Raw genomic sequence first — 23,918 nt, 5'->3', positions numbered from 1 at the left:
GCCGCCTCAGGTCGCGAAGATCGCGGTCTTGCCCAGCGCCACCGCCAGCGCGCTGTGCCGCCGCTCGACCGCCTCGCTGTAGAGCGCGCGGTCCGCGACCGGCACGTTCAGCACGACCGTGCCGCCGGCCTCGCTCAGCCGGGTGCGGCGCAGCGGCCCTTCCAGCCCGCCGCTCAACCGCTGGCCGAGTCGCATCGCCAACCCCCAGCCGATCGCACGCTTGAGTTCGGCAGGCGGCGCGAGCGCAGCCACCGGCGCCGGCGCTTCGATGCCGCCGCCGAGGCTGGTGAACAATGCCTGCGCCATCAGCGCTCGCCCACGGGCGTCGATACCCACCCAATTGCCATGCAGCGCGATCTCGACGCCGCGCTCGGCACGGAAATCGGGGTTGGCGCGCCAGCCGACATCGGCGAGCAGACATGCCGCCAGCCGCAGCCGCTTCATCGCCGCGCTGTCGCCCTCGAACAGCGGCGCGATCCAGCCATCGAGCAGATCGCCATGCTCGGCGAAGCGGCCGAGCCGCTGCCCCTCATCGCGCGCCGCGACGATCAGCGGATCGAGCGCGCGCGTCTCCGGATCGAGCGCCTGATACAGCAGCCCCTCACGCAGGCCGTAGGCCGAGACGATCGTGCGCTCGCATTTCAACTGCTTGAGCAGCACCGCGAGCAGCGCGGTGGCATCGCCGAGCGTGCCCGCGCGCGCCGATTGCAGCCCCGGCACCGCGCGGAGCCAACCCTTGTTGACCTGCGCGATGGTGCGCCCCATCCGCGTGATCGCACCGCGCGGCATCGCATATTGGTGGATCACCGGCAGCGGATAATCGCCGAGGTACATGTCAAGCCGCGCCAGCGAGCGCCACGACCCGCCGACGAGATACAGCGGCAGCCCCTCGCCCCGCCCCGCCCAGCCCGCGTCCGCGATCAGCCGCGAGACCTGCCGCTGGAGCGCCCCCGCCCCCTTGCGGATCGCCGCGACGCGCAGCACGCCGAGCGGAAACGACACCCTGTCGCGCACCGCGCCGCCGCCGACGCGGATCAGTTCGAGACTGCCGCCGCCAAGATCGCCGACGATCCCGTCGGCGTCGGGAATCGCCGACAGCACGCCATAGCCGGCGCCGATCGCCTCCTCCTCGCCCGACAGCGTCTCGACCGCCAGCCCGGCGGCTTCCGCGATCTTGAGCAGCGCCTTGCCGTTGCTCGCATCGCGTACCGCCGCCGTGGCGACGGTGCGGAGCTGATCCACTTCCATCTCGCGCGCGACGGCGGCGAAGCGGTGCAGCGCATCCTCCGCCATGCGCAGCGACTCGCGCGAGATCGCTCCGGTGTCTGCCAGCCCGCGACCGAGCCCGGCCATCACTTTCTCGTTGAACAGGATCGCCGGGAGCCGCGCCGGCCCTTGATAGACGACGAGGCGAATCGAGTTGGATCCGATATCGACGATCCCCGTGCGCGGCTCGGCGACGGGTTCGCTGCTGCGCTTGCCGAACAATGCCACGCTCAGCGATGACGCCGCAGCGACAATTTGGGCACCGCATCGCTGGCGGTGAGCGCCGCACCGCGCCCGGACAGCGACGGATTGGTCATGAAGTAGCGGTGGAGGTTGAACGGCCGGTCGCCCGGCTGGTCTCGCACATAGCTGCCATCGCTCTGCAATTCCCAGCTCTGTTCGTTGTCGATGAGGTTGGCGACCATCACCTGATCGAGCACCTGGCGGTGGACGGTCGTATTCTCGATCGGCAGCATATATTCGACGCGGCGATCGAAATTGCGCTGCATCCAGTCGGCCGAGGAGATGAAGACCTTGGCGGCATCGTTAGGCAGTTCCGCGCCGTTGCCGAAGCACCAGATGCGGCTGTGTTCGAGAAACCGGCCGACCACCGATTTTACCCGGATATTCTCCGACATGCCCGGCACGCCGGGGCGCAGGCAGCAGATGCCGCGCACGATCAGATCGACCTCGACGCCGGCGTTGCTCGCCTCGTACAATTTCTCGATCACCTGCGGATCGACCACCGAGTTCATCTTCGCCCAGATCGCGGCGGGCTTGCCGCCGAGCGCGTTGGCGATCTCCGAATCGATCAGCCCGATCAGGCGCGGGCGCAGGTCACGGGGGGACAGGCTCATCTTGGCCATGCCCATCGGCTCGACATAGCCGGTGACGTAGTTGAACATCTGCGCGGCATCATGCCCGATTGCGGGATCGGCGGTGAAGAAGCTGAGATCGGTATAGATGCGCGCGGTGATCGGGTGGTAATTGCCGGTGCCGAAGTGGCAATAGGTGCGGTATTGCCCCGCCTCGCGGCGCACCACCATCGACACCTTGGCGTGCGTCTTCCAGTCGATGAAGCCATAGACGACCTGCACGCCGGCACGCTCCAGCGCGGAGGCCCACAGCAGGTTCTGCTCCTCGTCGAACCGCGCCTTCAGTTCCACCACAGCCGTCACCGACTTGCCGGCCTCGGCCGCGGTAATCAGCGCATTGATGACGGCGGGCTGCTTGCCGGCGCGGTACAAAGTCTGCTTGATCGCGACCACATCGGGGTCGTTCGCCGCCTGTTTGAGGAAGGCGAGCACCACGTCGAACGTCTCATACGGGTGGTGGACGATGATGTCCTTGGCGCTGATCGCCGCGAAACAATCGCCGCCGAATTCGCGGATGCGTTCGGGGAAGCGCGGCGAGAACGGCGGGAACTTAAGGTCGGGCCGATCCTCGTCGACGATCGCGTCGAGATCGCCGACGCCGAGGAAGGCGCCGCTTTCGGTCACGAACGCATCCGCTTTGCCCAGCTCCTCGCGCAACACCGCGCCAAGCTCCTCGGGCATGCCGCTTTCCAGCTCGAGCCGGATCACGCGCCCGCGCCTGCGCCGCTTGATCGCATTGGCGAAGTAGCGGACGAGGTCTTCAGCCTCCTCCTCGATCTCGATATCGCTGTCGCGCAGCACGCGGAACTCCGCGCCGCCGAGCACGCGGTAGCCGGGGAAGATCAGCGGCGCGAACCGCTTCACCAGCGATTCGACCGCAACGTAGCGTACGGTCTCTCCCGGCACGCGCAGGAAGCGCGGCATCGGCGCGGGCAGCATCACCAGTTCGCGGATCGGCTGGTCGTCCGACACGCGCAACAGATCGAACATCACCGCCAGCCCCTTGTTGGAGATGAACGGGAACGGATGCGCCGGGTCGAGCGCCTGCGGGGTCAGGATCGGGAAGATCTGCTCGCGGAATTGCGTCTCCAGCCACCGCAACTCGTCGGCGGTGAGCGATTCGTCGATGGTCCGCGAACTCAGCACGACGATGCCGGTCTCCGCCAGCAGCCCACGCAGTTCGCGCCAGACGGTGCGCTGGCGCTCGATCAGATCGTCCGCCTCGCCCACGATCGCGGCGAGCTGCTGGCTGCTGTTGAGGCCGTCGGCGGAAAGCCGGTCGACGTCCTGCAACTGCTGCCCCTTGAGGCCGGCAACGCGCACCATGAAGAATTCATCGAGGTTGCTGCCCGAAATCGACAGGAAGCGCAGCCGTTCGAGCAGCGGATGCGCGGCGTTGCACGCTTCCTCCAGCACGCGGCGGTTGAACGCCATCCACGACAGTTCGCGGTTGAAATAGCGATCGGTGCCCTCACCAACGGCGAACGGATCCTCGTCATTGTCGAGCCGTGCGAGATGGGCCGGTCTGTTCATAAGAGTCCTGCCAATTCTGGTTGTGAGCCGCCGATCAGCCCTGCCTCGGCCAGGGTCGTGCGCGCAAGCGGGATCGACAGGCGCTTACGGCTCTCCAGCACCGCCTCGTCGAGGACGTCGACCGCGCGCAGCACGTCGACATGGGTGCGCTCGATCCGTTTGGCGAGCCAGTCGATCAGGTCCGGACGGGCATCGAGCCCGCGCCTGTAGAACTGCCGTTCGAACAGCGCGCGCATCAGCGCCTCGTCGGGATCGGCGAGCTTCACGGTCGGGCTCGCCACCAGCCGCGAGCGCAGATCGGGCAGCTTGATCGCCCATTCGGGCGGCGCGGCATAGGCGACGATCACCACCGGCTTGCGGGTTTCCTGCGCGCGGTTCCACGCGTGGAAGATGTCGGCTTCCTTCTGCTGCTCGGCATCGTCGATCAACTGCCCGCCGGTCTTCGCCGCGAAGATCCGGGCGAGCAGGCTGCGTCCGGACTTGCGCGGACCGGCGATCACCACCGCCGCCACCGCCCAGGTGCTCCAGTGTTCGAGCTGCCGGATCGCGCGCTCGTTCGACTCGGTTACCAGAAACTCGTCGTCATGCGGGTCCGCCGGCCATTCGAACGGCAAAGCGAGTTGCGCGCTCACCCCGGATTACCGTCCGCCGCGCGCCGGATGCGGACGGTCGTGCCGCTGCCGCTCACCGTCCAGCCCTTCGCCTCCAGTTCGGCGCGGAACAGCGCGGGATCGGCGTCGAACGCCACGCGCATCACCGATACGCCGCCGAGCGCGAGGCTCGTCGTGACCGCGCTGCGCACCCCGACGAGGCTGCGCAACGCGGCTTCGGTGGCGGTGACGGCGGCGGCGCCGGGCGTGTCGACCTGCACCGTGATCGTCACCGTCGCGGTGTCGCCGGGCGCAAGCGTGATCGGGGCGGCGCCCGGCAGCACAGGCGTGTCGGTCGCCACTTCGGTCGGCGTCGGGGTCGGCGTGGGCGTCGCGCTGACCGGGGGCACGTAGGCGAGGCTCGAATCGGGTTGCAGCCCACCGCTGCGCAGCTCCGCCTGATACGCCGCGTCGATCCGCTTCACGCCCTCGTCGAGCAGCAGCGGCAAGGCATCGCCGTTGCCGACGCGCAAGGTGAAGCGTGTGACGAGATGATTGTCCGGCCCGTGCCGCGCCTCAAACGCGCCGATGATCGGTCCGCCCGGCCATTGCCGTGACAGCCGCACGATCGGCACGAGAATGTCGTTCGAGCCATATTGATCGAGCACGGTGCGCCACCACGCGCGCCCCGGCCGCGTCGTCTGGCCGAGGTTGAGCAGCAGCGAATCGTTGCCGGTGCCGCTTGGCCGCACATAATCGACCGCGCTGCTGTTGGCGCGGAAGCGTCCCCACGCCTGCACCCACGGATTGTCCTGTTCGAACGCGATCGCAGCACCGCCCGAATAGGCGACCGGGATCGTCAGCATCGAGGTCGAGCGTTGCTCCTGATCGGCCACGCCGAGCAGCGACCCTGCGCGCGCACGGCTGAACAGCACGCCGAGCCGGGCGATATAGCGGTTCGGCCCGATCTGTTCGTTCTCGATGATGATGCCCGACACCATCGAATCGAGCGTTCCGTCCGAAACCCCGCCCGCACTCGCGCCGAGCCGGGCGGCGAGCATCTGCCACCCCTTGCGTTGCGCCAGCCGCCAGCCGGCGTAGCGCGCGGCATCGGCGTTGGGCGCGGTCACGTCGACGCGCACGCCGTCCACCTCGTAACTGCCTGATCCGTCACCGATAGCAGTCGACGGGGACGCTGGCGCCGGCGGGGCGGCGTCCTGGGCAAGCAGCAGTCCGCCGCTGGCGACACAGGCCGACGCGAGGAGAAACTGGATCGGGCGGGAAAGGCGCGGGGGCATGTCGCGGCCCTTTTGGCGAAGCAGGCGTGGAAATCCAAGCGCCATGTGGCTAGGGCACAGCGGATGAGCGACAAACCTTACACCTATGCGCAGGCCGGCGTCTCGATCGAAGCCGGAAATGCCCTCGTTCGCGCGATCGCGCCGCTGGCGAAATCGACCCGTCGGCCGGGCGCCGATGCCGATCTCGGCGGCTTTGGCGGCTTCTTCGATCTGAAGGCGGCGGGCTTCGTCGATCCGCTGCTGGTGGCGGCGAACGACGGGGTCGGCACCAAGCTGAAACTGGCGATCGAGCATGACCGGCATGACGGGGTGGGCATCGATCTGGTCGCAATGTGCGCGAACGACCTGATCGTGCAGGGCGCCGAGCCGTTGTTCTTCCTCGACTATTACGCGACCGGCAAGCTCGAGGCCGGCGTCGCCGAGCGCGTCGTCGCCTCGATCGCGGACGGGTGCCTGCAAGCGGGTTGCGCTCTGATCGGCGGCGAGACCGCCGAGATGCCGGGCATGTATGCGCCGGGCGATTACGATCTCGCCGGCTTCTGCGTCGGCGCGGTGGAGCGCGACCGGGTGCTGACCGGCAAGGACATCGCAGCCGGCGACGTGGTGCTCGGGCTCGCCTCGTCGGGGGTGCATTCGAACGGCTTCTCGCTGGTGCGCCGGCTCGCTGCGGACAAGGGCTGGAAGCTCGACCGGCCGGCGTTGTTCGATATAGACACTTTGCTGATCGACGTGCTGATGGCGCCGACGCGTATCTATGTGAAAAGCCTGCTGCCTGCGTTGCGAGTCGGCCGGATCAAGGGTCTGGCGCACATCACCGGCGGCGGTTTGCTGGAGAACATTCCGCGTGTGCTGCCCGAGGGTGCGCACGCGATGATCCACGCCGATGCGTGGGAGCAATCGCGGCTGATGGCGTTCCTGCAAGCGCAGGGCGGGATCGAGCCGGGCGAGATGGCGCGCACCTTCAACTGCGGCATCGGCATGGCGGTGGTGGTCGCCGCCGATGCGGCGGACGACGTGGCGGCGATGCTGGCGGGTGCGGGGGAGACCGTGCTGCGCATCGGCGAGATCGTCGCGGGGACGCGCGGCTGCACCGTCAGCGGCCGGATCGAGACGTGGAGCGCCAAGGCGGCGTGGTCGGCGACGCATCATGCCTGATCGCGCACGCGTCGGCATCCTGCTGTCCGGGCGCGGCTCGAACATGATGTCGCTGGTCGAGGCGGCGGGTGACGCCTACGAGGTCGCGCTGATCGCCTCCGACAAGCCCGACGCCGCCGGCATCGCCTGGGCCGAGGCGCAGGGGCTGCCAACGTGGACGCTGTCGCCCAAGGGCATCGGCAAGCCGGCCTACGAGGCGGCGCTTGATGCCGCGCTGCTCGCGGCGGGCGTCGAGACGATCGCGCTGGCCGGCTATATGCGGCTGCTGTCGGACGATTTCGTCGCCAAGTGGCGCGGGCGTATCCTCAACATCCACCCCTCACTGCTGCCCAGATACAAGGGCCTCGACACCCACGCCCGCGCGATCGCGGCCGGCGATTCGCACGGCGGCTGCTCCGTGCATATCGTCACCGAGGAACTCGACGGCGGCGCTGTACTCGGTCAGGCCGAGGTGCCGATCCTGCCCGGGGACACGCCCGAGGCACTTGCCGCGCGGGTGCTCGTGGAGGAACATCGTCTTTATCCCCGCACTCTGGCAGAGTTCGTGAACCGATGACCCAAGACGCCGAAACCGCCCTCGTCCGCCTGCGTGCCCTGTGCCTCGCCATGCCCGAATCGACCGAGAAGCTGGCGCACCGCGCGCCGACCTTCGTCGTCGGGGAGGACAAGGTGTTCGCCTATTTCTGGCACGATCACCACGGCGACGGCGAGACGGTCGCGGTGGTGCGCACCACCGGCGAAGGCGAGCAGCGCATGTTGATCGACAGCGATCCGGCCTTCTACCTGCTGCCCGCCGAACTCGGCGCGTTCGGCTGGGTGGCGATGCGGCTGACCCGCGACGGGCTCGACTGGGACAGGGTCGGCGACCGGATCGCGGTGAGCTGGGAACTGGCCGCGCCGCGCGGACTGCTGGAGGCGGGCGGGCGATGAGCGGCACGGGGACGGAGCCCAACGCCACCGAACGCGCCGAGGCGCGCGCGATCCGCAAGCGCTGGGTAACGCTCGCGGAGATCGTCGCGGTGGCGGGTTTGCTGATCTCCGCGACTGGCCTGTACCTCACCTGGTCCGAGCGGCGCAGCGACGATCGCGAGAAGCAGGTCGAGAAGGTGACGGAGGCGCGCACCCGCTCGCTCGTCCGCCTGACCGCGACACCGGAAAAAGGCGGCGAGAGCCTCGTGCTCAAGGATGCCGAGCATGACGTGCAAAGCGTCGATATCCGCTTTCCCAAGGCGCTCGGCGTGGCGGCGCAGAACAGCATCCTCACCCCGCATGTCGAGGCGGCGTGGATCAAGGATGCGTTGCTCGACGCGGCGAAAGACGGCCCCGACAAGGTCGACGGCCGCCTGCCGGTGCTGGTGAGCGCAAGCTATTGGGACGGCGACCAGCAGCGCACCGATACCGCGATCTACGATCTGGTGTGGCAGATCCGTGGCGGCACATTGTGGGGCCACACGCTGAAAATGAAGGGCATGCTGCTGCGCGAGCGGACCGCTTCGGCGACGCGGCTCGATGCGGTTTGGGCAGCGGAAAAGCCCAAGTCGAGCGGCTCGTAAAGCGCGCCTAGCCGCAAACATGTGCTCCCGCGAAGGCGGCAGCCCAGTCTGGGTCCCCGCCTCCCGCGGGGACACATGGTTGCTGGGGACAGTCTTTGCCCCCAGCGCAACACTCAGCCGACGATTTCTTCCGGCTTGAAGAAGAACGCGATCTCGGTCGCGGCGTTCTCGTCGCTGTCCGAACCGTGAACCGAGTTCGCCTCGATCGATTCGGCGAGTTCCTTGCGGATCGTGCCGGCATCGGCGTTGGCGGGGTTGGTCGCGCCCATGATGTCGCGGTTGCGCTGCACGGCGTTCTCGCCTTCGAGCACCTGCACGACGACCGGGCCGGAGATCATGAACGTCACCAGATCGTTGAAGAACGGACGCTCGCGGTGGACGCCGTAGAACTCTTCGGCCTGCTCGCGGCTCATGTGGATGCGCTTGGAGGCGACGACGCGCAGGCCGGCTTCCTCCAGCATCTTGGTGACGGCACCGGTCAGGTTGCGGCGGGTGGCGTCGGGCTTGATGATCGAGAAAGTGCGGTTCGCGGCCATGACCGTGAAGCTCCTGTGTTGGAAAGGCTGGAAGTCGCGGCTCCCTAGTCGGGCGGTGGGGGCGATGCAAGCGGCGGTGTCGCCGATTTGGTCGGCGCGCGTGCGCTTGGCGGGCTCGTCCTACGCCGCCTGCTCCCAACGGCCGTTGTCGTTCTGCTTCCAGTAACGCCGCTCGATCCCGTCACGGTCGCCAAGCGCGCGCCATGCCGCGCGCGCCTCGACGATGCGGTCCTCGTCGAAGAAATGAAACGCGCGGTCGAAGTCGAGCGCGGCATCCCGCCACACGCCATCGACCAGAGCGACATTGCGCGCCGCGTTGACAGCATCGGGCGCGGCCGCGATCAGCACCGGCTGGTCCGCCTCACCCTCGGCGCCGGCCTGCGCATGCGGGAGGAAACTCTCCGCGCTGTACGTCCAGAGCACGCGGTCGAGCGCGCCACGCTGTGCCTCGCTCTCGGCGACGATCAGCAAGCGGCCGCCGCTGGCCAGCACCTTCTCCGCAATCTGCGGCAAAGCGCGGTCGAGCGGGGTGACGGTAAGGTGGTAGAAATCGACCTTCATCGCACCCTCCGTCGCCCCGGCGTAGGCCGGAGCCGCTGCGTAATCTGGCGAGCCGTGTGGACCCAACATAGCGGCCCCGGCCTGCGCCGGGGCGACGAATTCAACCTTCGAAATGGTCCGCCACGAACCGGTCGAGCAAGCGCACGCCGAACCCGGTCGCGCCCTTGTCGTAGGTCGCACCGGCCTTGTCGGACCAGACCATGCCCGCGATATCGAGGTGCGACCAGCGCACGCCCGTATCAATGAAGCGCTGGATGAACTGCGCCGCCGTGATCGACCCCGCGCCGCGCGGGCCGACGTTCTTCATGTCCGCGATCGGCGAGTCGATCAGCTTGTTGTACGCATCCGCCAGCGGGAACCGCCACAGCAGATCGCCCGTCGCCTTGCCGGCGGCGAGCAATTGATCGGCGAGCGCATCGTCGTTGGCGAAGCAGCCGCCATGTTCGTGCCCGAGGCTGACGATCATCGCACCGGTCAGCGTGGCAAGATCGACGATCGTCTTGGGGCGATGCGTGCGCTGCACCCAGGTCAGCACGTCGCACAGCACCAGCCGGCCCTCGGCGTCGGTGTTGATGACCTCGATCGTCTGGCCGGACATCGACGTCACGACGTCACCCGGGCGCTGCGCGTACCCATCGGGCATGTTCTCGACGAGACCGCACACGCCGATCACGTTCGCCTTGGCCTTGCGCGCGGCGAGCGCCTTCATCGTGCCTACCACGGCACCGGCGCCGCCCATGTCCCACTTCATGTCTTCCATGCCGGCGGCGGGCTTGATCGAGATGCCGCCGGTGTCGAACGTCACGCCCTTGCCGACAAACGCGAGCGCAGGATCGCCGGCCCCCGCCCCGTTCCACTTGAGCGCGAGGATCTTCGCTTCGCGCGGCGAACCCTGGCTGACGCCGAGCAGCGAGCCCATGCCGAGCTCACGCATCTCCGCCTCGCCGAGCACCGTCGCTTCGAGACCGAGTCCTTCGACCGAGGCGAGCACGCGGTCGACGAAGCTCTCGGGATAGAGGATATTGGCAGGCTCGGCGACGAGCGTGCGGGTGAGGTCGAGGCCCTGCGTCACCGCATCGTGGCGCGCCCACGCCGCCTGCGCACCGTCGGGGGCGCGGTGCAGCGTGATCGTCGCGAGCGTGGGCTTGCTCTTTTCCGCCTGCTTGGTGCGATACGTGTCGAACCGCCACGCCCGCTGCGCGGCGGCGGCGGCGAAGCGCGCGGCGGCGGCAGGCGTCGGCGCGGAATTGCCGAGATCGACCGAGACCTGCGCCACCCCCGAGGTGAGCAGCTTGGCGGTCAGCGCACCACCGGCCCGTTCGTACTCGACCTCGCTCCCGCCGCCGACGCCGAGCAGCAGCACGCGCCGCGCTTCGCCGCCTGCCGCCACGAACAGCTCGACCATGCCGCCCGCTTCACCTTCGAACCGGCTCGCCCGCGCCGCCGATTGCGCCAGTACGATCGTCGCGACGTCGAGCCCCGGCGAAGCGAGGCGCGAGACGCCGTCCTTCTCGACCGTGAGGGCAAGCGGCGCGCCGGCATCGGGCGCGGCGGTGGAAAACGCGATATTCATGGGGATAGGCCCTCGGGGTTCGTCGTGTCGTTGAGTCGAAGGTATCTAGGGTGTGTGTTCCCCCCCGGCAACGCCCGCACCGAAACCGCACAGCAGCGCCGTTGCAGCATCGCCTCGCCAATGCGATAGGGCGGCATCAAGATGCCGCCTTTCGCGCGGACACCGGGGTTCAGGGCCGACGTGAAGCGTTTTCTTTTTCTTGCCAGTTGTGCGCTGCCGTTCGCCTGCTCGATCGGCCTGTATCCCGTTACGGGCGCGCAGGCGCAGGATCTCCAGACTCCGGCGGTGCCGCTGCCGCCGCCCTCCGCCGCGCCCAGCGCGAGCGACGATCAGGTGCAGTTCAGCGCCGACGCGCTCGATTACGAGGGCAGCGACGACACCGTCACCGCGACCGGCGACGTGCGCATGTACCGCTCGGGCCAGCGACTGCGCGCGGACAAGGTGGTCTGGAACCGCACCACCGGCAAAGTGGTGGCGACCGGCAGCGTCGTCAGCACCACTCCGGGCGGCGACACCGCCTATGGCGATTCGATCGAGCTGACCGATTCGCTGAAGGACGGCGTGGTCGACAACATGCTGATCGTGCTGGAACACGGCGGCCGGCTGGCGGCGCGGAAAGGCACGCGCGCGCTCGACGAATCCGTGACGCTGGAGGACGCGGCCTACACGCCTTGCGCGGTCAACAGCATGAGCGGCTGCCCGAAGGAACCGTCGTGGAAGATCACCGCGGTCCGCGTCACCTACCGCCCCGACAAGCAGCGCATCTATTACAAAGGCGCGCGTATCGACCTGTTCGGGCTGCCGACGCTGCCGCTGCCGGCTTTCTCGAACCCGGTCGGCCCCGGTAATTCGAGCGGTCTGCTCAGCCCCGATATTCGCTACGACCGGGTGAACGGCGCCGAGTTCGCCCAGCCCTACAACGTCGCGCTTGGGCCGAACCGCAGCCTGATCGTCACGCCGATGCTGTTCAGCGCCACCGCGCCGATGCTGCATACCGATTTCAGCGCGCTGACCGATCTCGGCGCATATCGGATCGGCGGCTATGTCACGGTTAGTCGTCGCAGTGACGACCTTCAGTCCACCGCGCCCGTTTCGACCGAAAACGCGTTGCGGGGCTATGTCGATGGCGTTGCCCATTTTCAGCTCGATCCGAACTGGAGCGTGAGCGGGTCGCTGCGCTACGCCAGCGACAAGACTTTCCTGCGGCGCTACGATATCTCGCGCGACGACCGGCTGCGTTCGACCGCGAGCCTGGAGCGGATCAGCCCCAACGCCTATTTCTCGATCAGCGGCTGGTACGTGCAGACACTGCGCGCCAACGACAGCCAGGGCCAGCAGCCGATCGCTCTGCCCGAGATCGACTGGCGTTACCGGTTCAACGACGGCATCCTCGGCGGCAAGGTATCGTTGCAGGCGAACAGCCTCGCGATCAGCCGCACCGAGGGGCAGGACACGCAACGCGCCTTCGCCAGCTTTCAGTGGGATCTGCGCAAGCTGACGCCGTGGGGCCAGGAGGTGACGTTCACCGCTTATGGTCGCGGTGACGTCTATCACGCGTCCGACGTCGGATCGACCAGCATCGCCAGTTATCGAGGGCTGGACGGCTGGCAGACGCGCGCGATCGGTGCGCTCGCGGTCGACGTGAAATGGCCGTTTATCGGCAACTTTCTGAGCGGTACGCAGCGGCTCACCCCGCGCGTGCAGATCGTCGCCTCGCCGCACATCGCCAACATCAACATCCCCAACGAGGATGCGCGCGCGATCGACCTCGAGGATTCGAACCTGTTCGCGCTCAACCGCTTCCCGGGCTACGACCGCTTCGAGGATTCGAGCCGCGTCACCTATGGCGTCGACTGGGCGGTCGATCTTGCCGGCTTCTCGCTGAAGGCGAACATCGGGCAGAGCTACCGGCTCGATGCCCGGCCGAGCCTGTTCCTCGACGGCACCGGCCTCACCGACCGTTTCTCCGACATCGTCGGGCGCACCGAATTGCGCTTCCACGATTTCATCTCGGTCATCCACCGTTACCGGCTCGACAAGGACGGGCTCGCCGTGCGCCGCAACGAGATCGACGCGACGATCGGCTCGCGCAGCACCTATCTGCTGCTCGGCTACCTGCGCCTCAACCGCAACATCTTCCCGATCATCGAGGATTTGCAGGACCGCGAGGAAGCGCGTGTCGGCGGGCGTGTGCAGGTGACGCGCTTCTGGTCGGTGTTCGGCTCGACCGTGATCGACCTGACCGATCGCGACGAGGATCCGCTGTCCACCGCAGACGGGTTCAGCCCGGTCCGCCACCGGCTGGGCGTGCAATATGAGGACGATTGCCTCCGGCTGGGCATGACGTGGAAGCGCGATTATCAGAACACCGGCGATGCGCAGGCGGGCAACAGCTTCCTGTTGACGCTGGCATTCAAGAATCTTGGCCGCTAAGCGGTGGTTCAGGTGCGACCGGCATATTGGCATGCCGGCCTGTGGGGCCGTGGGCGCGAACACGCGCGGGATGGGAAGTTTGACCAGGTGAACAATTCGTCGATCAAGGCGGCCCGTCTCGGCCGCATCATGGGATATGCCGGTCTCGCGCTCGCAGCGGTGTCGATGACGGCCTCGTCGGGTGCACAGACGGTGGCCGACGACAGCACGCCGCAGACCTCGCTCGACATCCCGAGCAACCTCCAGATCTTCGGCAAGGTCGATCCCAACGTCCGCAAGGCGACCGCGATCGTCAACGACAGCGTCATCACCGGCACCGATGTCGATCAGCGCGTCGCGCTCATCATGGCGGCGAACCAGCTCAAGCTGAGCGACGAGGACAAGGAGCGGCTGAAGCTCCAGGTGCTGCGCTCACTGATCGACGAGACGCTCCAGATTCAGGATGCAAAGGCCAACGAGGTCACGATCTCCAAGGAGCAGATCGACCAGGCGTTCAACCGCGTCGCCGCCAATTTCGGCAAGACCACCGCAGAGTTCCGCGCCTATCTGCGCGATGCCGGATCGTCGGACCGCTCGCTGCGCCGCCAGATCGAGGCGGAACTGGCGTGGAGCGGCTATCTGCGCCGCAAGGTCGAGCCGATGGTCAACGTCGGCGACGAGGAGATCAAGATCATCCTCGATCGCATGAAGGCGTCGAAGGGCAGCGACGAATACCACCTCAAGGAGATCTATCTCTCCGCCGGGCCGGACCGCCAGCAGCAGGTGTTCGAGCAGGAAAAGCAGATGATCGCCGATATTCAGAAGGGCACCAAGCCGTTCGAATATTATGCGCAATATTCCGAAGCGACGACGCGCAGCACCGGCGGCGATCTCGACTGGATTTCCGCCAGCCAGCTCGGCGCCTTGCCGCAGCCGCTCGCCGAAGCGGCGCGCACGATGGGGTCCGGCCAGATCGCCGGGCCGATCGAGGTGCCGGGCGGCTTCTCGATTCTGTACCTGGTCGATAAGCGCAAGGTGCTGGAAGCCGATCCGCGCGACGCCAAGCTGTCGCTAAAGCAGGTCAGCGTGAAGTTCGCCGCCGGGCTGACCCAGGCCGACGCGAACGCACGCGTCGCGCAGTTCGCCAAGGATCTGCAAGGCATCCACGGCTGCGGCGGCGTCGCCAAGGTGGCGAGCGCGATGGGCGCCGATGTGGTCGACAACGACGCGGTCAAGATCCGCGATCTGCCGCCGCAGTTGCAGGAAATTCTGCTCAAGCTCCAGGTCGGCGAGGCGACTCCGCCGTTCGGCTCGCAGAAGGATGGCGTGCGTGCGCTGGTGCTGTGCGGCCGTGACGATCCCAAGTCGGCCGAGGCGACGATGCCGGGCATGGATCAGATCCGCGATCAGATGGAGCAGCAGCGCGTCAACCGCCGCGCACAGCAGATGCTGCGCGATCTGCGCCGCGACGCCGTGATCGAATATCGCTGAACCGGGAGATGCGTCGATGATCCAGCCGCTCGCCGTCGCCATGGGCGATCCGGCCGGTATCGGCCCGGAGATCATCGCCAAAGCCTGGGCGCTACGGGTGGCGCGCGCGCTGCCGCCGTTCTTCGCGGTCGGCGATGCGCGCGCGGTTCAGCAGGTCTGGACCGGCCCAATCCGCGAGATCCGCGATCCAGCCGAGGCGGTGGCAGCCTTCGATGAAGGGCTCCCCGTGCTTGGCGTCGCCGACGGTGGAGAGATCGTGCCGGGCAGCCCCGACGTGGATGGTGCGCGCTGTGCGCTCCACGCTCTCGAGCTTGCGCAGGGGCTGGTGCGATCGGGCGCGGCGGGGGCGCTCGTCACCGGGCCGGTATCGAAGACGCAACTCTATCAGATCGGCTTCAACTATCCCGGCCAGACCGAGTTCGTCGCCGAACGCTGCGGCATCGCCGGCGAGAATGCGGTGATGATGCTCGCCGGGCCGGACCTGCGCGTCGTGCCGATCACCACGCACGTCCCGCTCGCCGACGTGGCAGGGCTGCTCACGATCGAGCTGGTCGCCGCCAAGGGCCGCGCAACCGCACGCGGGCTGATGCGCAACTTCGGCATCCTCAATCCGCGTATCGCCTTTGCGGGGTTCAACCCGCACGCCGGCGAAAGCGGCAAAATCGGCCGCGAGGAGATCGACATCCTGATCCCCGCGATCGAGCAGCTTCGCGCCGAGGGGATCGATGCAACCGGGCCGTTCGCCGCCGACACCATGTTCCACGGCCGCGCCCGCGCCGGCTATGATGCGGCGCTGTGCTGCTATCACGATCAGGCGCTGATCCCGATCAAGACGCTGCATTTCGACGATGGCGTCAATATCACCCTCGGCCTGCCGATCGTGCGCACCTCGCCCGACCACGGCACCGCCTTCGGCATCGCCGGCAAGAACGTCGCCGAGCCCGGTGCGATGATCGCCGCGATCGCGATGGCGGCAGAGGCTGCGACGCGCCGCGCGAGCGTGGCGGTGTGACGCCCGACCTGCCGCCGCTGCGCGACGTCATCGCGCGCCATGGCCTCGCCGCGAGCAAGGCGCTCGGCCAGAACTTCCTGCTCGACGCGCAACTGCTCGCCCGCATCGCGCGCGTGCCCGGCGACCTCACCGGTGCCGAAGTGCTCGAAATCGGACCCGGACCCGGCGGGCTGACCCGCGCGCTGCTCGCGGCGGGTGCGCGCGTCACCGCAATCGAGCGGGATCATCGCTGCATTCCCGCGCTGGCGGAACTCGGTGAGGCGTACCCAGGCAAGCTGCGCGTGATCGAAGGCGATGCGCTCGAGATCGACGGGCCGGCGTTGTTCGAGGGCAAGCCGCACATCGCCTCGAACCTGCCCTACAACATCGGTACCGCGCTGCTGGTGCGGTGGCTGAGCGCGGGCTGGGCGCCGTGGTGGCAAAGCCTGACGCTGATGTTCCAGCGCGAGGTCGCCGACCGGATCGTCGCTGGCGTGGGTGACGACGCCTACGGACGGCTCGCGATCCTGTCGCAATGGCGCAGCACCGCGAAGCTGGCGATGCCGGTCCACCGCTCCGCCTTCACGCCCCCGCCCAAGGTGATGTCGGCGGTGGTTCATATCGTGCCCGTTGAGGAGCCCGCCGAGGTCGATCTCAGCGTGCTCGAACGGCTGACCGCCGCCGCGTTCGGCCAGCGGCGCAAGATGCTGCGGCAGAGCCTCAAACCGGTGCCCGGCGCATTGGCTGCATTGGAGAGCGTCGGGATCGATCCGGCGCGGCGCGCGGAAACGGTATCGGTGGCGGAGTTCGTCGCGCTGGCGCGGACGGTCTCAGCATAATCGTCGCCCCGGCGTAGGCTGGGGCCGGCCCGTAGTTTGGCAAAACGCCCGAGCAAAACAGATCGGCCCCGGCCTGCGCCAGGGCGACGATCAGTTCTTGGTTTCGCTCGCCGTAGTCTTGGCCGAAGCGGTCACAACCGGCGGCCCCTTGGCGATCGCCGCGCCGAGCTGCGCGATCTCCGGGCAGCTCTTCTTGGCGCAGATCGCGCGCAACTTGGTGAGATTGCCCTTCGCACGTTCAACCGCACCCTGCTGGACGAGCGCCTCGCCCTGTTCCTTCAGCGCGGCGACATCGTCGGGATGCAGTTCCAGGGCCTCACGATAGAAACGGATCGCCTTGCCGGGCAGGTCGCGCGTGCGTGAGATTTCGCCGAGCCCGATGAACGCCTCGCGATTGCGCGGATCGACCGCCAGCGCACTCTCGTAATTGTCGGTCGCGCCATCGAGATTGCCGCCCGCCTGCGCCGCCCTGCCCTTCGCCACCAGCGCCTGCGAACGCGCGTCGATCGCGCTATCCGGCCGCTGGCCGTGGACCGCGGTCGACACGGTAAGCAGCGTCATCGCAGCGGCAGCGGCGACGGACAAATAACGCATGATCCACTCCAGCTTGGGCACAATGGGTCAAACTAGCATGCGCGTTGCAGTCTTGCGACATAAAAGCCGTCGGTATCGTCGTGCGCGGGCGTCAGCCGCACGCCAGCGCCACGCGCCCGCCCGGCAGGCAGCGCGAGCGTTTCGGCGCGCCACTCCGGCCGGCCATCAAGGAAGCGCGCGACCTGCCCCGCACCCTCGTCGTCGAGCAGCGAACAGACGATATAAACGAGCGCCCCGCCCGGCTTGACCAGCGCCGCGCCGACGCCGAGCAATCGCGCCTGCGTCTCGACCAGCCGCGCCAGCCGCTCGGGCGTGAGCCGCCATCGCGCTTCGGGGTTGCGTCGCCACGTTCCAGTGCCCGAACACGGTGCGTCGATCAGCACGCAGTCGGCCTGCGCATCCCAATCGGTCAGCGCCTCGGCCTCGCGGCCGGGGTTGAGCAGCCTCGTCTCCACGATCGACACACCCGCGCGTTCGGCACGCGGGGCAAGCCGCGACAGCCGGGCGCGATCGCTGTCGCTGGCGAGGATCGCGCCCTCGTTCGCCATCGCTGCGGCGAGCGCGAGCGTCTTGCCACCCGCGCCCGCGCAGAGATCGACGATGCGGTGCCCCGGCTGCGCGCGTGCCGCCATCGTCACGATCTGACTGCCGGCGTCCTGCACCTCGATCGCGCCCGCTTGCCATGCGTCGAGCGTCTCGATGTTGGTGCCGCTCGGCAGCCGCAATGCATCGGGCAGGCCGGTGATCGGCTCAGCCCCGTCGATCGCGTCAGGCTCGCCACGCAGGCGGTTGATGCGAATGTCGAGCGGCGCGCGCGACACCAGCGCCGCGCGTTCGGCCGGGTCCACGCCCGACGCCTCCAGCGCCGCGCCCAGCCATGCCGGTACGACTCCGGTCGTCGCCACGACCTCGCCCGGTCCGACCGGCGCGGGACCGTGGCCCTCACCCGAAAATTGCGCGGCGAGCGCGAAATCGGTATTGGCCAGCGCGAGCATCGCCGCGCGCCCGCTCGCCGGGATTTCGCCACACAGCCGGATCGCCGCATAGACCAGCTCCCGCACCGCACGCCGATCTCTCGATCCCGCGTAGCGCCGCGCGGCGAAATAGCGCGCGATCAGCGTATCGGCGGCGGCACCACCGGCGCGGGCGGCGGCAATGATCTGATCGAGCAGCTCGATCGCCGCCTGAACACGTGCTGCCGGGGTCACCGCGTCGGGTAGTTCGGGGCTTCGCGCGTGATCGTCACGTCATGGACATGGCTCTCGCGCAGGCCCGCGCCGGTGATCTGCACGAAGCGCGCGCGGCTTTGCAAATCGGCGATCGTCGCCGACCCTGTATAGCCCATCGCCGCACGGATGCCGCCGACGAGCTGGTGGATCACATCGCGCGCCGGCCCCTTGAAGGCGACCTGACCCTCGATGCCCTCGGGCACCAGCTTCAACTGATCCTTGATGTCGCCCTGGAAATAGCGGTCGGCCGAGCCGCGCCCCATCGCGCCGACCGAACCCATGCCGCGATAGCTCTTGTACGCGCGCCCTTGGTACAGGAACGTCTCGCCCGGCGCTTCTTCGGTGCCCGCCAGCAGCGAGCCGATCATCACGCACGACGCGCCCGCCGCCAGCGCCTTGGCGATGTCGCCCGAGGTGCGGATACCGCCGTCGGCGATCACCGGCACGCCCGCCTTCATGCCCGCTTCGGCGCAGTCCATCACCGCCGTCAACTGCGGTACGCCGACGCCGGCGACGACGCGCGTCGTGCAGATCGAGCCGGGCCCGATGCCGACCTTAATCCCATCCGCGCCCGCGTCGATCAGCGCGCGCGTCGCTTCGCCGGTGGCGACGTTGCCGGCGATTACCTGCACCGAATTGCTGAGCTTCTTCACCCGCTCGACCGCACGCGCGACGTCGCGGTTGTGGCCGTGCGCGGTGTCGATCACCACCAGATCCAGCTCCGCGTCGATCAGCGCCTCGGTACGCGCGAACCCCTTGTCGCCGACCGTCGTCGCAGCGGCGACGCGCAAGCGGCCGGTCGCGTCCTTGGTGGCGTTGGGATAGGTGACGGCCTTCTCGATATCCTTGACGGTGATGAGGCCGATGCAGCGATACGCCTCGTCCACCACCAGCAGCTTCTCGATGCGGCGCTGGTGAAGCAGCCGCCGCGCCTCCTCCGAGGTCACGCCGGGCGAGACGGTCGCGAGATTGTCGTGCGTCATCAGCTCGGACACCGGCTGCGCGGGGTTCTCGGCGAAGCGCACGTCACGGTTGGTGACGATGCCGACCAGCCGACCATCGGCCTCGACCACCGGAATACCGCTGATCTTGTGGCGCGTCATCAGCATCTGCGCATCGGCGAGCGTCGCGGACGGGCTGATCGTAATTGGGTTGACCACCATGCCGCTTTCGAACCGCTTGACCGCACGGACGGCAGCGACCTGCTCCTCGACCGTGAGGTTGCGGTGAAGCACACCGATGCCGCCCAATTGCGCCATTACGATCGCCATGTCGGCCTCGGTGACGGTGTCCATCGCCGAGGAGAGGATCGGGATGTCGAGCGCGATGCCGCGCGTCAGCTGCGTCGCGGTGTTGGTCTGGCTAGGGACGATATCGCTTTCGGCGGGGTACAGCAGGACATCGTCGAAAGTGAGGCCGAGGCGAATGTCCATGGAGTGCCGTGTCCTGCTTGGGGGGAAAGCGAGTCGTGGCGGTCCATGTAAACAACCGCCCCCGCTGGCGCTAGGGGGCGGGTGCGCGGCAGCGGTGCGAAACGGATTACACGCGCGCAACGATCTGCTAATTGAGAGCGGATAAAACGATTGGGGATATCGGGGATGGCACTGACGCTCGCCGGGCTGCTTCTGCTGCTGGTCTTCTTCTACCTCATGATGGGGATGAAAGTCGTCCGTCAGGGTTACCAATATACGATCGAGCGTTTCGGCAAGTTCACCTTCGTGGCGCAGCCGGGATTGACCTTCATCGTGCCGGTGTTCGACCGGATTGGCCGCAAGGTCAATATGATGGAGCAGGTTCTGGATATTCCGGGGCAGGAGATCATCACCAAAGACAATGCGATGGTCGCGGTCGACGGGGTGGTGTTCTTCCAGGTGCTTAATGCGTCCAAGGCCGCCTATGAGGTGAGCGACCTCTACGTCGCGATCATGCAGCTTGCCACGACCAACCTGCGCACGGTGATGGGCTCGATGGACCTCGACGAATTGCTGTCGAAGCGCGACGAGATCAACGCGCGGTTGCTTGCGGTGGTCGATCAGGCGACCGAATCGTGGGGCGTGAAGATCACCCGCGTCGAGTTGAAGGACATCCGCCCGCCCGCTGATATCGTCAACGCGATGACCCGCCAGATGAAGGCCGAGCGCGAAAAACGCGCGACCATCCTCGAATCCGAAGCCGCGCGGCAGAACGGCATCAACCGCGCAGAGGGCCTGAAGCAGGCGCAAATCCTCGAAGCGGAGGGCCGACGCGAGGCGGCGTTCCGCGACGCGGAGGCGCGCGAACGCTCGGCGCAAGCCGAGGCGACCGCGACTAAGCTCGTCTCCGACGCGATCGAGGGCGGCAGCACGCAGGCGATCAACTATTTCATCGCGCAGAAATATGTCGAGGCGATCGGCAAGTTCGCGACCTCGCCCAACGCCAAAACGATCCTGTTCCCGGTCGAGGCGACGCAGTTGATGGGGACGCTCGGCGGGATCGGCGAACTCGCCAAGCAGGTGTTGAACGATACGCCCGCCGCTCCCTCGCCGCCGCCGGCGAACCTGCGCCCGCGCGGGCCGTTCGAGCCGGCCCAGCCATGACCTTCGCCGCGATCGGATGGAGCGATGCGACCTTGTGGTTTGCCGCCGCCATCCTGCTCATCATCACCGAGATCGTCGCGCCCGGCTTTTTCCTGATCTTCCTTGGGGTTGGCGCAGGACTTTCCGGGCTGGTGGCAATGGTACCCGGCGTGTCGATCCTCGTCCAGACGCTTGCCTGCGCGGTGTTCACCGCGGCATCGGTGGCGGTCGGCTGGCGTTGGTATCGCGGCGCGCGCATGGGCGTGGCAACCGATCCTTTGCTCAACGATCGGGCGGCGCGGCTGATCGGCGAGCGGGTGCGCGTGTGCGAAGCGATCGTCGGTGGTGCGGGCCGCGTCGCGGTCGCTGACGGGAGTTGGCCGGCGCGCGGACCGGATGCGGCGGCGGGGCTGTTCGTGCGTGTGGTGGCGGTGCGCGACGGGGCTCTGCTGGTCGAGCCGATCGCGAGCTGACACGACGGGCGACACTTGCGGAAGCGATGCGCAGCCGAGCCGGCCTGCCCAGTGCCACCTGCTCCCGGTCGCAGCGTCGCGGCGAAGCTCAGGATATTCCGCCCTCGACAGAAGCGTACGCCCGCCGCGAACCGGAGCGGCGCCGGACCTCACCGACGGCGCCGGACGATCACTTCCGCCCAAACAACCCGCCGGCAAGACCGCCCAACTGCCCGAGCACGCTTTGCCCCGCCTCACTCTGCAAGGCGCTTGCGAGGTGGCCGAGCGAACCCTCGCCGCCGAGGTGGTCGATGATCTGCTGGAGCGTGTCGGTCGGGAGCCCGGTATGGTCGGCTGCGGTCGCGACCGTATCGCTCGGCGCGGTGTGGGCATGCGCGAGCGCGGCGATCGCGGCTTCCGCCTGTTCGGGCGAGATACCGACCTTCTCCGCGAGGTTCGCGACATCGACATTCTGAGCGACCTGCGCGAGCAATCCGTCGAGCAATCCCATGACCATATCCTTGTAGCTGGCGTCCCGGACAGTTCGCCTACCATGCCACAGGATCAGGTGCGAGATCGTTCCGCCCGTCGCGATGCGCAGCCGCCTAGCGGGGGCACCGGCCGCCTAGGCGACTGTTGCCCCCGAGGTCATCACACGTTTTCGGCCGCCTTGGGCGCGGCCTGAAGCACGCCCGCATCGACGTGATCGGCGAAGTCGGCGAAGTTCTCGACGAACTGGTCGACCAGCTTCGCCGCCGTCGCGTCATACGCGTCCTTGTCCGCCCAGGTGTCGCGCGGATCGAGGATCGCGGTGTCGACGCCGGTGACCGCCACCGGCACCTTGAAGCCGAAGTTCGGGTCGGTACGGAATTCCGCGCCGTTGAGGCTGCCGTCCAGCGCCGCGTTGAGCAGCGCGCGCGTCGCACGGATCGGCATGCGGCGGCCGACGCCGTACTTGCCGCCGGTCCAGCCGGTGTTGACCAGCCAGCAATCGACCCCGCCCTTGGCGATCCGCTCCTTGAGGAGATTGCCGTACACCGACGGGTGACGCGGCATGAACGGCGCGCCGAAGCAGGTCGAGAAGGTCGCCGACGGTTCGGTGACGCCGATCTCGGTGCCCGCCACGCGCGCGGTATAGCCCGAGAGGAAATGGTACATCGCCTGTTCGGGCGTCAACTTCGCGATCGGCGGCAGCACGCCGTAAGCGTCCGCGGTCAGGAAGATGACGTTCTTCGGCACCGGCCCCATATTCTCTGCCGATGTATTGGGGATGAAGTCGATCGGGTACGATCCCCGGCTGTTCTCGGCGAGGCTGTTGTCGTTGAAGTCGAGTTCGCGCGTGTCGGCGTTCATCACGACGTTTTCGAGGATCGTGCCGAAACGCTTTGTCGTTGCGTAGATTTCCGGCTCCGCCTCGGGCGAGAGGTTGATCATCTTGGCGTAGCAGCCGCCCTCGAAATTGAAGACGGCCGTGTCCGACCAGCCATGCTCGTCATCGCCGATCAACGTGCGGCTGGCGTCGGCCGACAGCGTCGTCTTGCCGGTTCCCGACAGGCCGAAGAACACTGCCGTATCGCCATTCGGACCGATGTTGGCGGAGCAATGCATCGGCATCACCCCCATCGGCGGCAGCTTGTAGTTAAGCAGGCCGAACACCGACTTCTTCATCTCGCCGGCATAGCGCGTGCCGCCGATCAGGATCAGCCGTTCGGTGAAGTTGACCGCGATCACCGTCTCGGTGCGCGAACCGTGGCGGGCGGGATCGGCGCGGAAGCTCGGCAGGTCGATAATGGTGTATTCGGGTGCGAACCCTTTGAGGTCACCCTCCTCCGGCCGCACCAGCAACGTGCGGATGAAGCTGTTGTGCCACGCCAGTTCGTTGATGACGCGCACGTGTACGCGATATTCGGGCTGCGACCCGCCGAACAGATCCTGCACGAACAGCTCGTCCTTGTCGGCGAGCGCCGCGAGGAAATCGGCCTTCAGCGCGGCGAAATGCTCAGGCGTCATGCCCTTGTTGGTCTTGCCCCACCAGACGGTATTCTCGGTTTCGGCATCGCGGACGATGAACTTGTCCTGCGCGGATCGGCCGGTGTGTGCGCCGGTCTCCACCACCAGCGCACCGTCGACCGAGAGCTTTCCCTCGCCGCGTGCGACTGCTTCCTCGACCAACCGTGCGGTCGGCAGGTTCCAGTTCACTTTCGCTTTCGTCTCAATACCTTGTGCGGCCAGGCCGGCATCAGGAATCCGCTCGCTCATATGTCATTCTCCCCAGGTCGCCGATCGTACCGATCGTGCGCGTGTCTTTGCACGCGCCAAGGCATATCGCCCGCTTCCGGCCCGGTCAAACTGGTGAGGATTGAGCGCTGGTCCGCTTTGGACTAACGCAGGCACCCAGCAACGAAGGTTCCCGCG

At 67.6% G+C, this 23,918-nt stretch carries 22 protein-coding genes; 10 read left to right on the top strand and 12 right to left on the bottom strand.

Annotation, left to right across the window (positions count from 1 at the left end):
- Positions 1-6: 6 nt before the first annotated feature.
- From AC3ANX_RS09765 to AC3ANX_RS09750, 4 genes are read right to left on the bottom strand one after another with little or no spacing between them, the layout of a single operon-like run.
- Positions 7-1,500: a Ppx/GppA phosphatase family protein gene (locus AC3ANX_RS09765; RefSeq protein WP_488336921.1), complete on the bottom strand. Its 1,494-nt coding sequence runs from the start codon at positions 1,498-1,500 to the stop codon at positions 7-9.
- Entirely contained in the window at positions 1,497-3,674 is a 2,178-nt protein-coding gene (locus AC3ANX_RS09760) for an RNA degradosome polyphosphate kinase (protein WP_488336801.1), read from the bottom strand. Before AC3ANX_RS09760 ends, AC3ANX_RS09765 begins: the two co-directional genes overlap by 4 nt.
- A complete protein-coding gene (locus AC3ANX_RS09755) occupies positions 3,671-4,306 on the bottom strand; it encodes an HdaA/DnaA family protein (RefSeq protein WP_488336800.1) in 636 nt (211 codons plus the stop codon). Before AC3ANX_RS09755 ends, AC3ANX_RS09760 begins: the two co-directional genes overlap by 4 nt.
- Positions 4,303-5,562 carry a heavy-metal-associated domain-containing protein gene (locus tag AC3ANX_RS09750; RefSeq protein WP_488336799.1) on the bottom strand — a complete coding sequence of 420 codons (1,260 nt, stop codon included), beginning with the start codon at positions 5,560-5,562 and terminating at the stop codon, positions 4,303-4,305. The genes AC3ANX_RS09755 and AC3ANX_RS09750 overlap by 4 nt, the downstream gene beginning before the upstream one ends.
- Before the next feature lie 63 nt (positions 5,563-5,625).
- On the opposite strand from AC3ANX_RS09750, the gene purM reads away from it, so the two are divergent.
- From purM to AC3ANX_RS09730, 4 genes are read left to right on the top strand one after another with little or no spacing between them, the layout of a single operon-like run.
- Entirely contained in the window at positions 5,626-6,717 is a 1,092-nt protein-coding gene (gene purM, locus AC3ANX_RS09745) for a phosphoribosylformylglycinamidine cyclo-ligase (RefSeq protein ID WP_488336798.1), read from the top strand.
- Positions 6,710-7,273: a phosphoribosylglycinamide formyltransferase gene (purN, locus tag AC3ANX_RS09740; RefSeq protein WP_488336797.1), complete on the top strand. Its 564-nt coding sequence runs from the start codon at positions 6,710-6,712 to the stop codon at positions 7,271-7,273. Before purM ends, purN begins: the two co-directional genes overlap by 8 nt.
- Entirely contained in the window at positions 7,270-7,647 is a 378-nt protein-coding gene (locus AC3ANX_RS09735) for an MmcQ/YjbR family DNA-binding protein (RefSeq protein ID WP_488336796.1), read from the top strand. Before purN ends, AC3ANX_RS09735 begins: the two co-directional genes overlap by 4 nt.
- Entirely contained in the window at positions 7,644-8,270 is a 627-nt protein-coding gene (locus tag AC3ANX_RS09730; RefSeq protein WP_488336795.1) for a hypothetical protein, read from the top strand. The genes AC3ANX_RS09735 and AC3ANX_RS09730 overlap by 4 nt, the downstream gene beginning before the upstream one ends.
- Positions 8,271-8,383: 113 nt before the next feature.
- Here AC3ANX_RS09730 and ndk read toward each other — a convergent pair whose 3' ends face one another.
- The 3 genes from ndk to AC3ANX_RS09715 form a co-directional block, all read right to left on the bottom strand.
- Positions 8,384-8,806, bottom strand: a complete 423-nt coding sequence (ndk, locus tag AC3ANX_RS09725) for a nucleoside-diphosphate kinase (RefSeq protein WP_069206651.1) — start codon at positions 8,804-8,806, stop codon at positions 8,384-8,386.
- 120 nt (positions 8,807-8,926) lie between these two features.
- The gene (locus AC3ANX_RS09720; RefSeq protein WP_488336794.1) at positions 8,927-9,367 is read right to left on the bottom strand and encodes a DNA polymerase III subunit chi; all 441 of its coding nucleotides are present in this window, start codon (positions 9,365-9,367) and stop codon (positions 8,927-8,929) included.
- Positions 9,368-9,467: 100 nt separating this feature from the next.
- Positions 9,468-10,940, bottom strand: coding sequence for a leucyl aminopeptidase (locus AC3ANX_RS09715; RefSeq protein ID WP_488336793.1), 1,473 nt, complete (start codon positions 10,938-10,940; stop codon positions 9,468-9,470).
- A 180-nt stretch (positions 10,941-11,120) separates the two neighbouring features.
- Here AC3ANX_RS09715 and AC3ANX_RS09710 point away from each other — a divergent pair, with 180 nt between their 5' ends.
- From AC3ANX_RS09710 to rsmA, 4 genes are all read left to right on the top strand, one after another.
- Positions 11,121-13,373 (top strand): LPS-assembly protein LptD, encoded by a 2,253-nt coding sequence (locus AC3ANX_RS09710; protein WP_488336792.1) that lies wholly within the window; start codon positions 11,121-11,123, stop codon positions 13,371-13,373.
- Between the two features lie 87 nt (positions 13,374-13,460).
- Positions 13,461-14,843 (top strand): peptidylprolyl isomerase, encoded by a 1,383-nt coding sequence (locus AC3ANX_RS09705; protein ID WP_488336791.1) that lies wholly within the window; start codon positions 13,461-13,463, stop codon positions 14,841-14,843.
- Positions 14,844-14,859: 16 nt separating this feature from the next.
- Positions 14,860-15,855: a 4-hydroxythreonine-4-phosphate dehydrogenase PdxA gene (gene pdxA / locus AC3ANX_RS09700; RefSeq protein WP_488336790.1), complete on the top strand. Its 996-nt coding sequence runs from the start codon at positions 14,860-14,862 to the stop codon at positions 15,853-15,855.
- Complete coding sequence (gene rsmA / locus AC3ANX_RS09695) at positions 15,852-16,673, top strand: 16S rRNA (adenine(1518)-N(6)/adenine(1519)-N(6))-dimethyltransferase RsmA (protein WP_488336789.1); 822 nt, start codon at positions 15,852-15,854, stop codon at positions 16,671-16,673. Before pdxA ends, rsmA begins: the two co-directional genes overlap by 4 nt.
- Positions 16,674-16,763: 90 nt before the next feature.
- Here rsmA and AC3ANX_RS09690 read toward each other — a convergent pair whose 3' ends face one another.
- From AC3ANX_RS09690 to guaB, 3 genes are read right to left on the bottom strand one after another with little or no spacing between them, the layout of a single operon-like run.
- Complete coding sequence (locus AC3ANX_RS09690; protein ID WP_488336788.1) at positions 16,764-17,267, bottom strand: tetratricopeptide repeat protein; 504 nt, start codon at positions 17,265-17,267, stop codon at positions 16,764-16,766.
- Between the two features lie 32 nt (positions 17,268-17,299).
- Positions 17,300-18,475: an RsmB/NOP family class I SAM-dependent RNA methyltransferase gene (locus AC3ANX_RS09685; RefSeq protein ID WP_488336787.1), complete on the bottom strand. Its 1,176-nt coding sequence runs from the start codon at positions 18,473-18,475 to the stop codon at positions 17,300-17,302.
- Positions 18,472-19,929: an IMP dehydrogenase gene (guaB, locus tag AC3ANX_RS09680; RefSeq protein WP_488336786.1), complete on the bottom strand. Its 1,458-nt coding sequence runs from the start codon at positions 19,927-19,929 to the stop codon at positions 18,472-18,474. Before guaB ends, AC3ANX_RS09685 begins: the two co-directional genes overlap by 4 nt.
- Positions 19,930-20,094: 165 nt before the next feature.
- Here guaB and AC3ANX_RS09675 point away from each other — a divergent pair, with 165 nt between their 5' ends.
- Both AC3ANX_RS09675 and AC3ANX_RS09670 read left to right on the top strand, forming a co-directional pair.
- Complete coding sequence (locus AC3ANX_RS09675; RefSeq protein WP_488336785.1) at positions 20,095-21,072, top strand: SPFH domain-containing protein; 978 nt, start codon at positions 20,095-20,097, stop codon at positions 21,070-21,072.
- Entirely contained in the window at positions 21,069-21,524 is a 456-nt protein-coding gene (locus AC3ANX_RS09670) for an NfeD family protein (protein WP_488336784.1), read from the top strand. Before AC3ANX_RS09675 ends, AC3ANX_RS09670 begins: the two co-directional genes overlap by 4 nt.
- Before the next feature lie 169 nt (positions 21,525-21,693).
- Here AC3ANX_RS09670 and AC3ANX_RS09665 read toward each other — a convergent pair whose 3' ends face one another.
- Complete coding sequence (locus tag AC3ANX_RS09665; RefSeq protein ID WP_488336783.1) at positions 21,694-22,014, bottom strand: hypothetical protein; 321 nt, start codon at positions 22,012-22,014, stop codon at positions 21,694-21,696.
- A 140-nt stretch (positions 22,015-22,154) separates the two neighbouring features.
- On the bottom strand, positions 22,155-23,762 hold the full coding sequence (locus AC3ANX_RS09660; protein WP_488336782.1) for a phosphoenolpyruvate carboxykinase: 1,608 nt from the start codon (positions 23,760-23,762) through the stop codon (positions 22,155-22,157).
- Positions 23,763-23,918 lie beyond the last annotated feature (156 nt).

The organism is Sphingomonas sp. BRN-1R (assembly GCF_057748035.1).
Note: the sequence above shows the minus strand (reverse complement) of the source record. Positions and strands in the feature narration are given on the sequence as shown.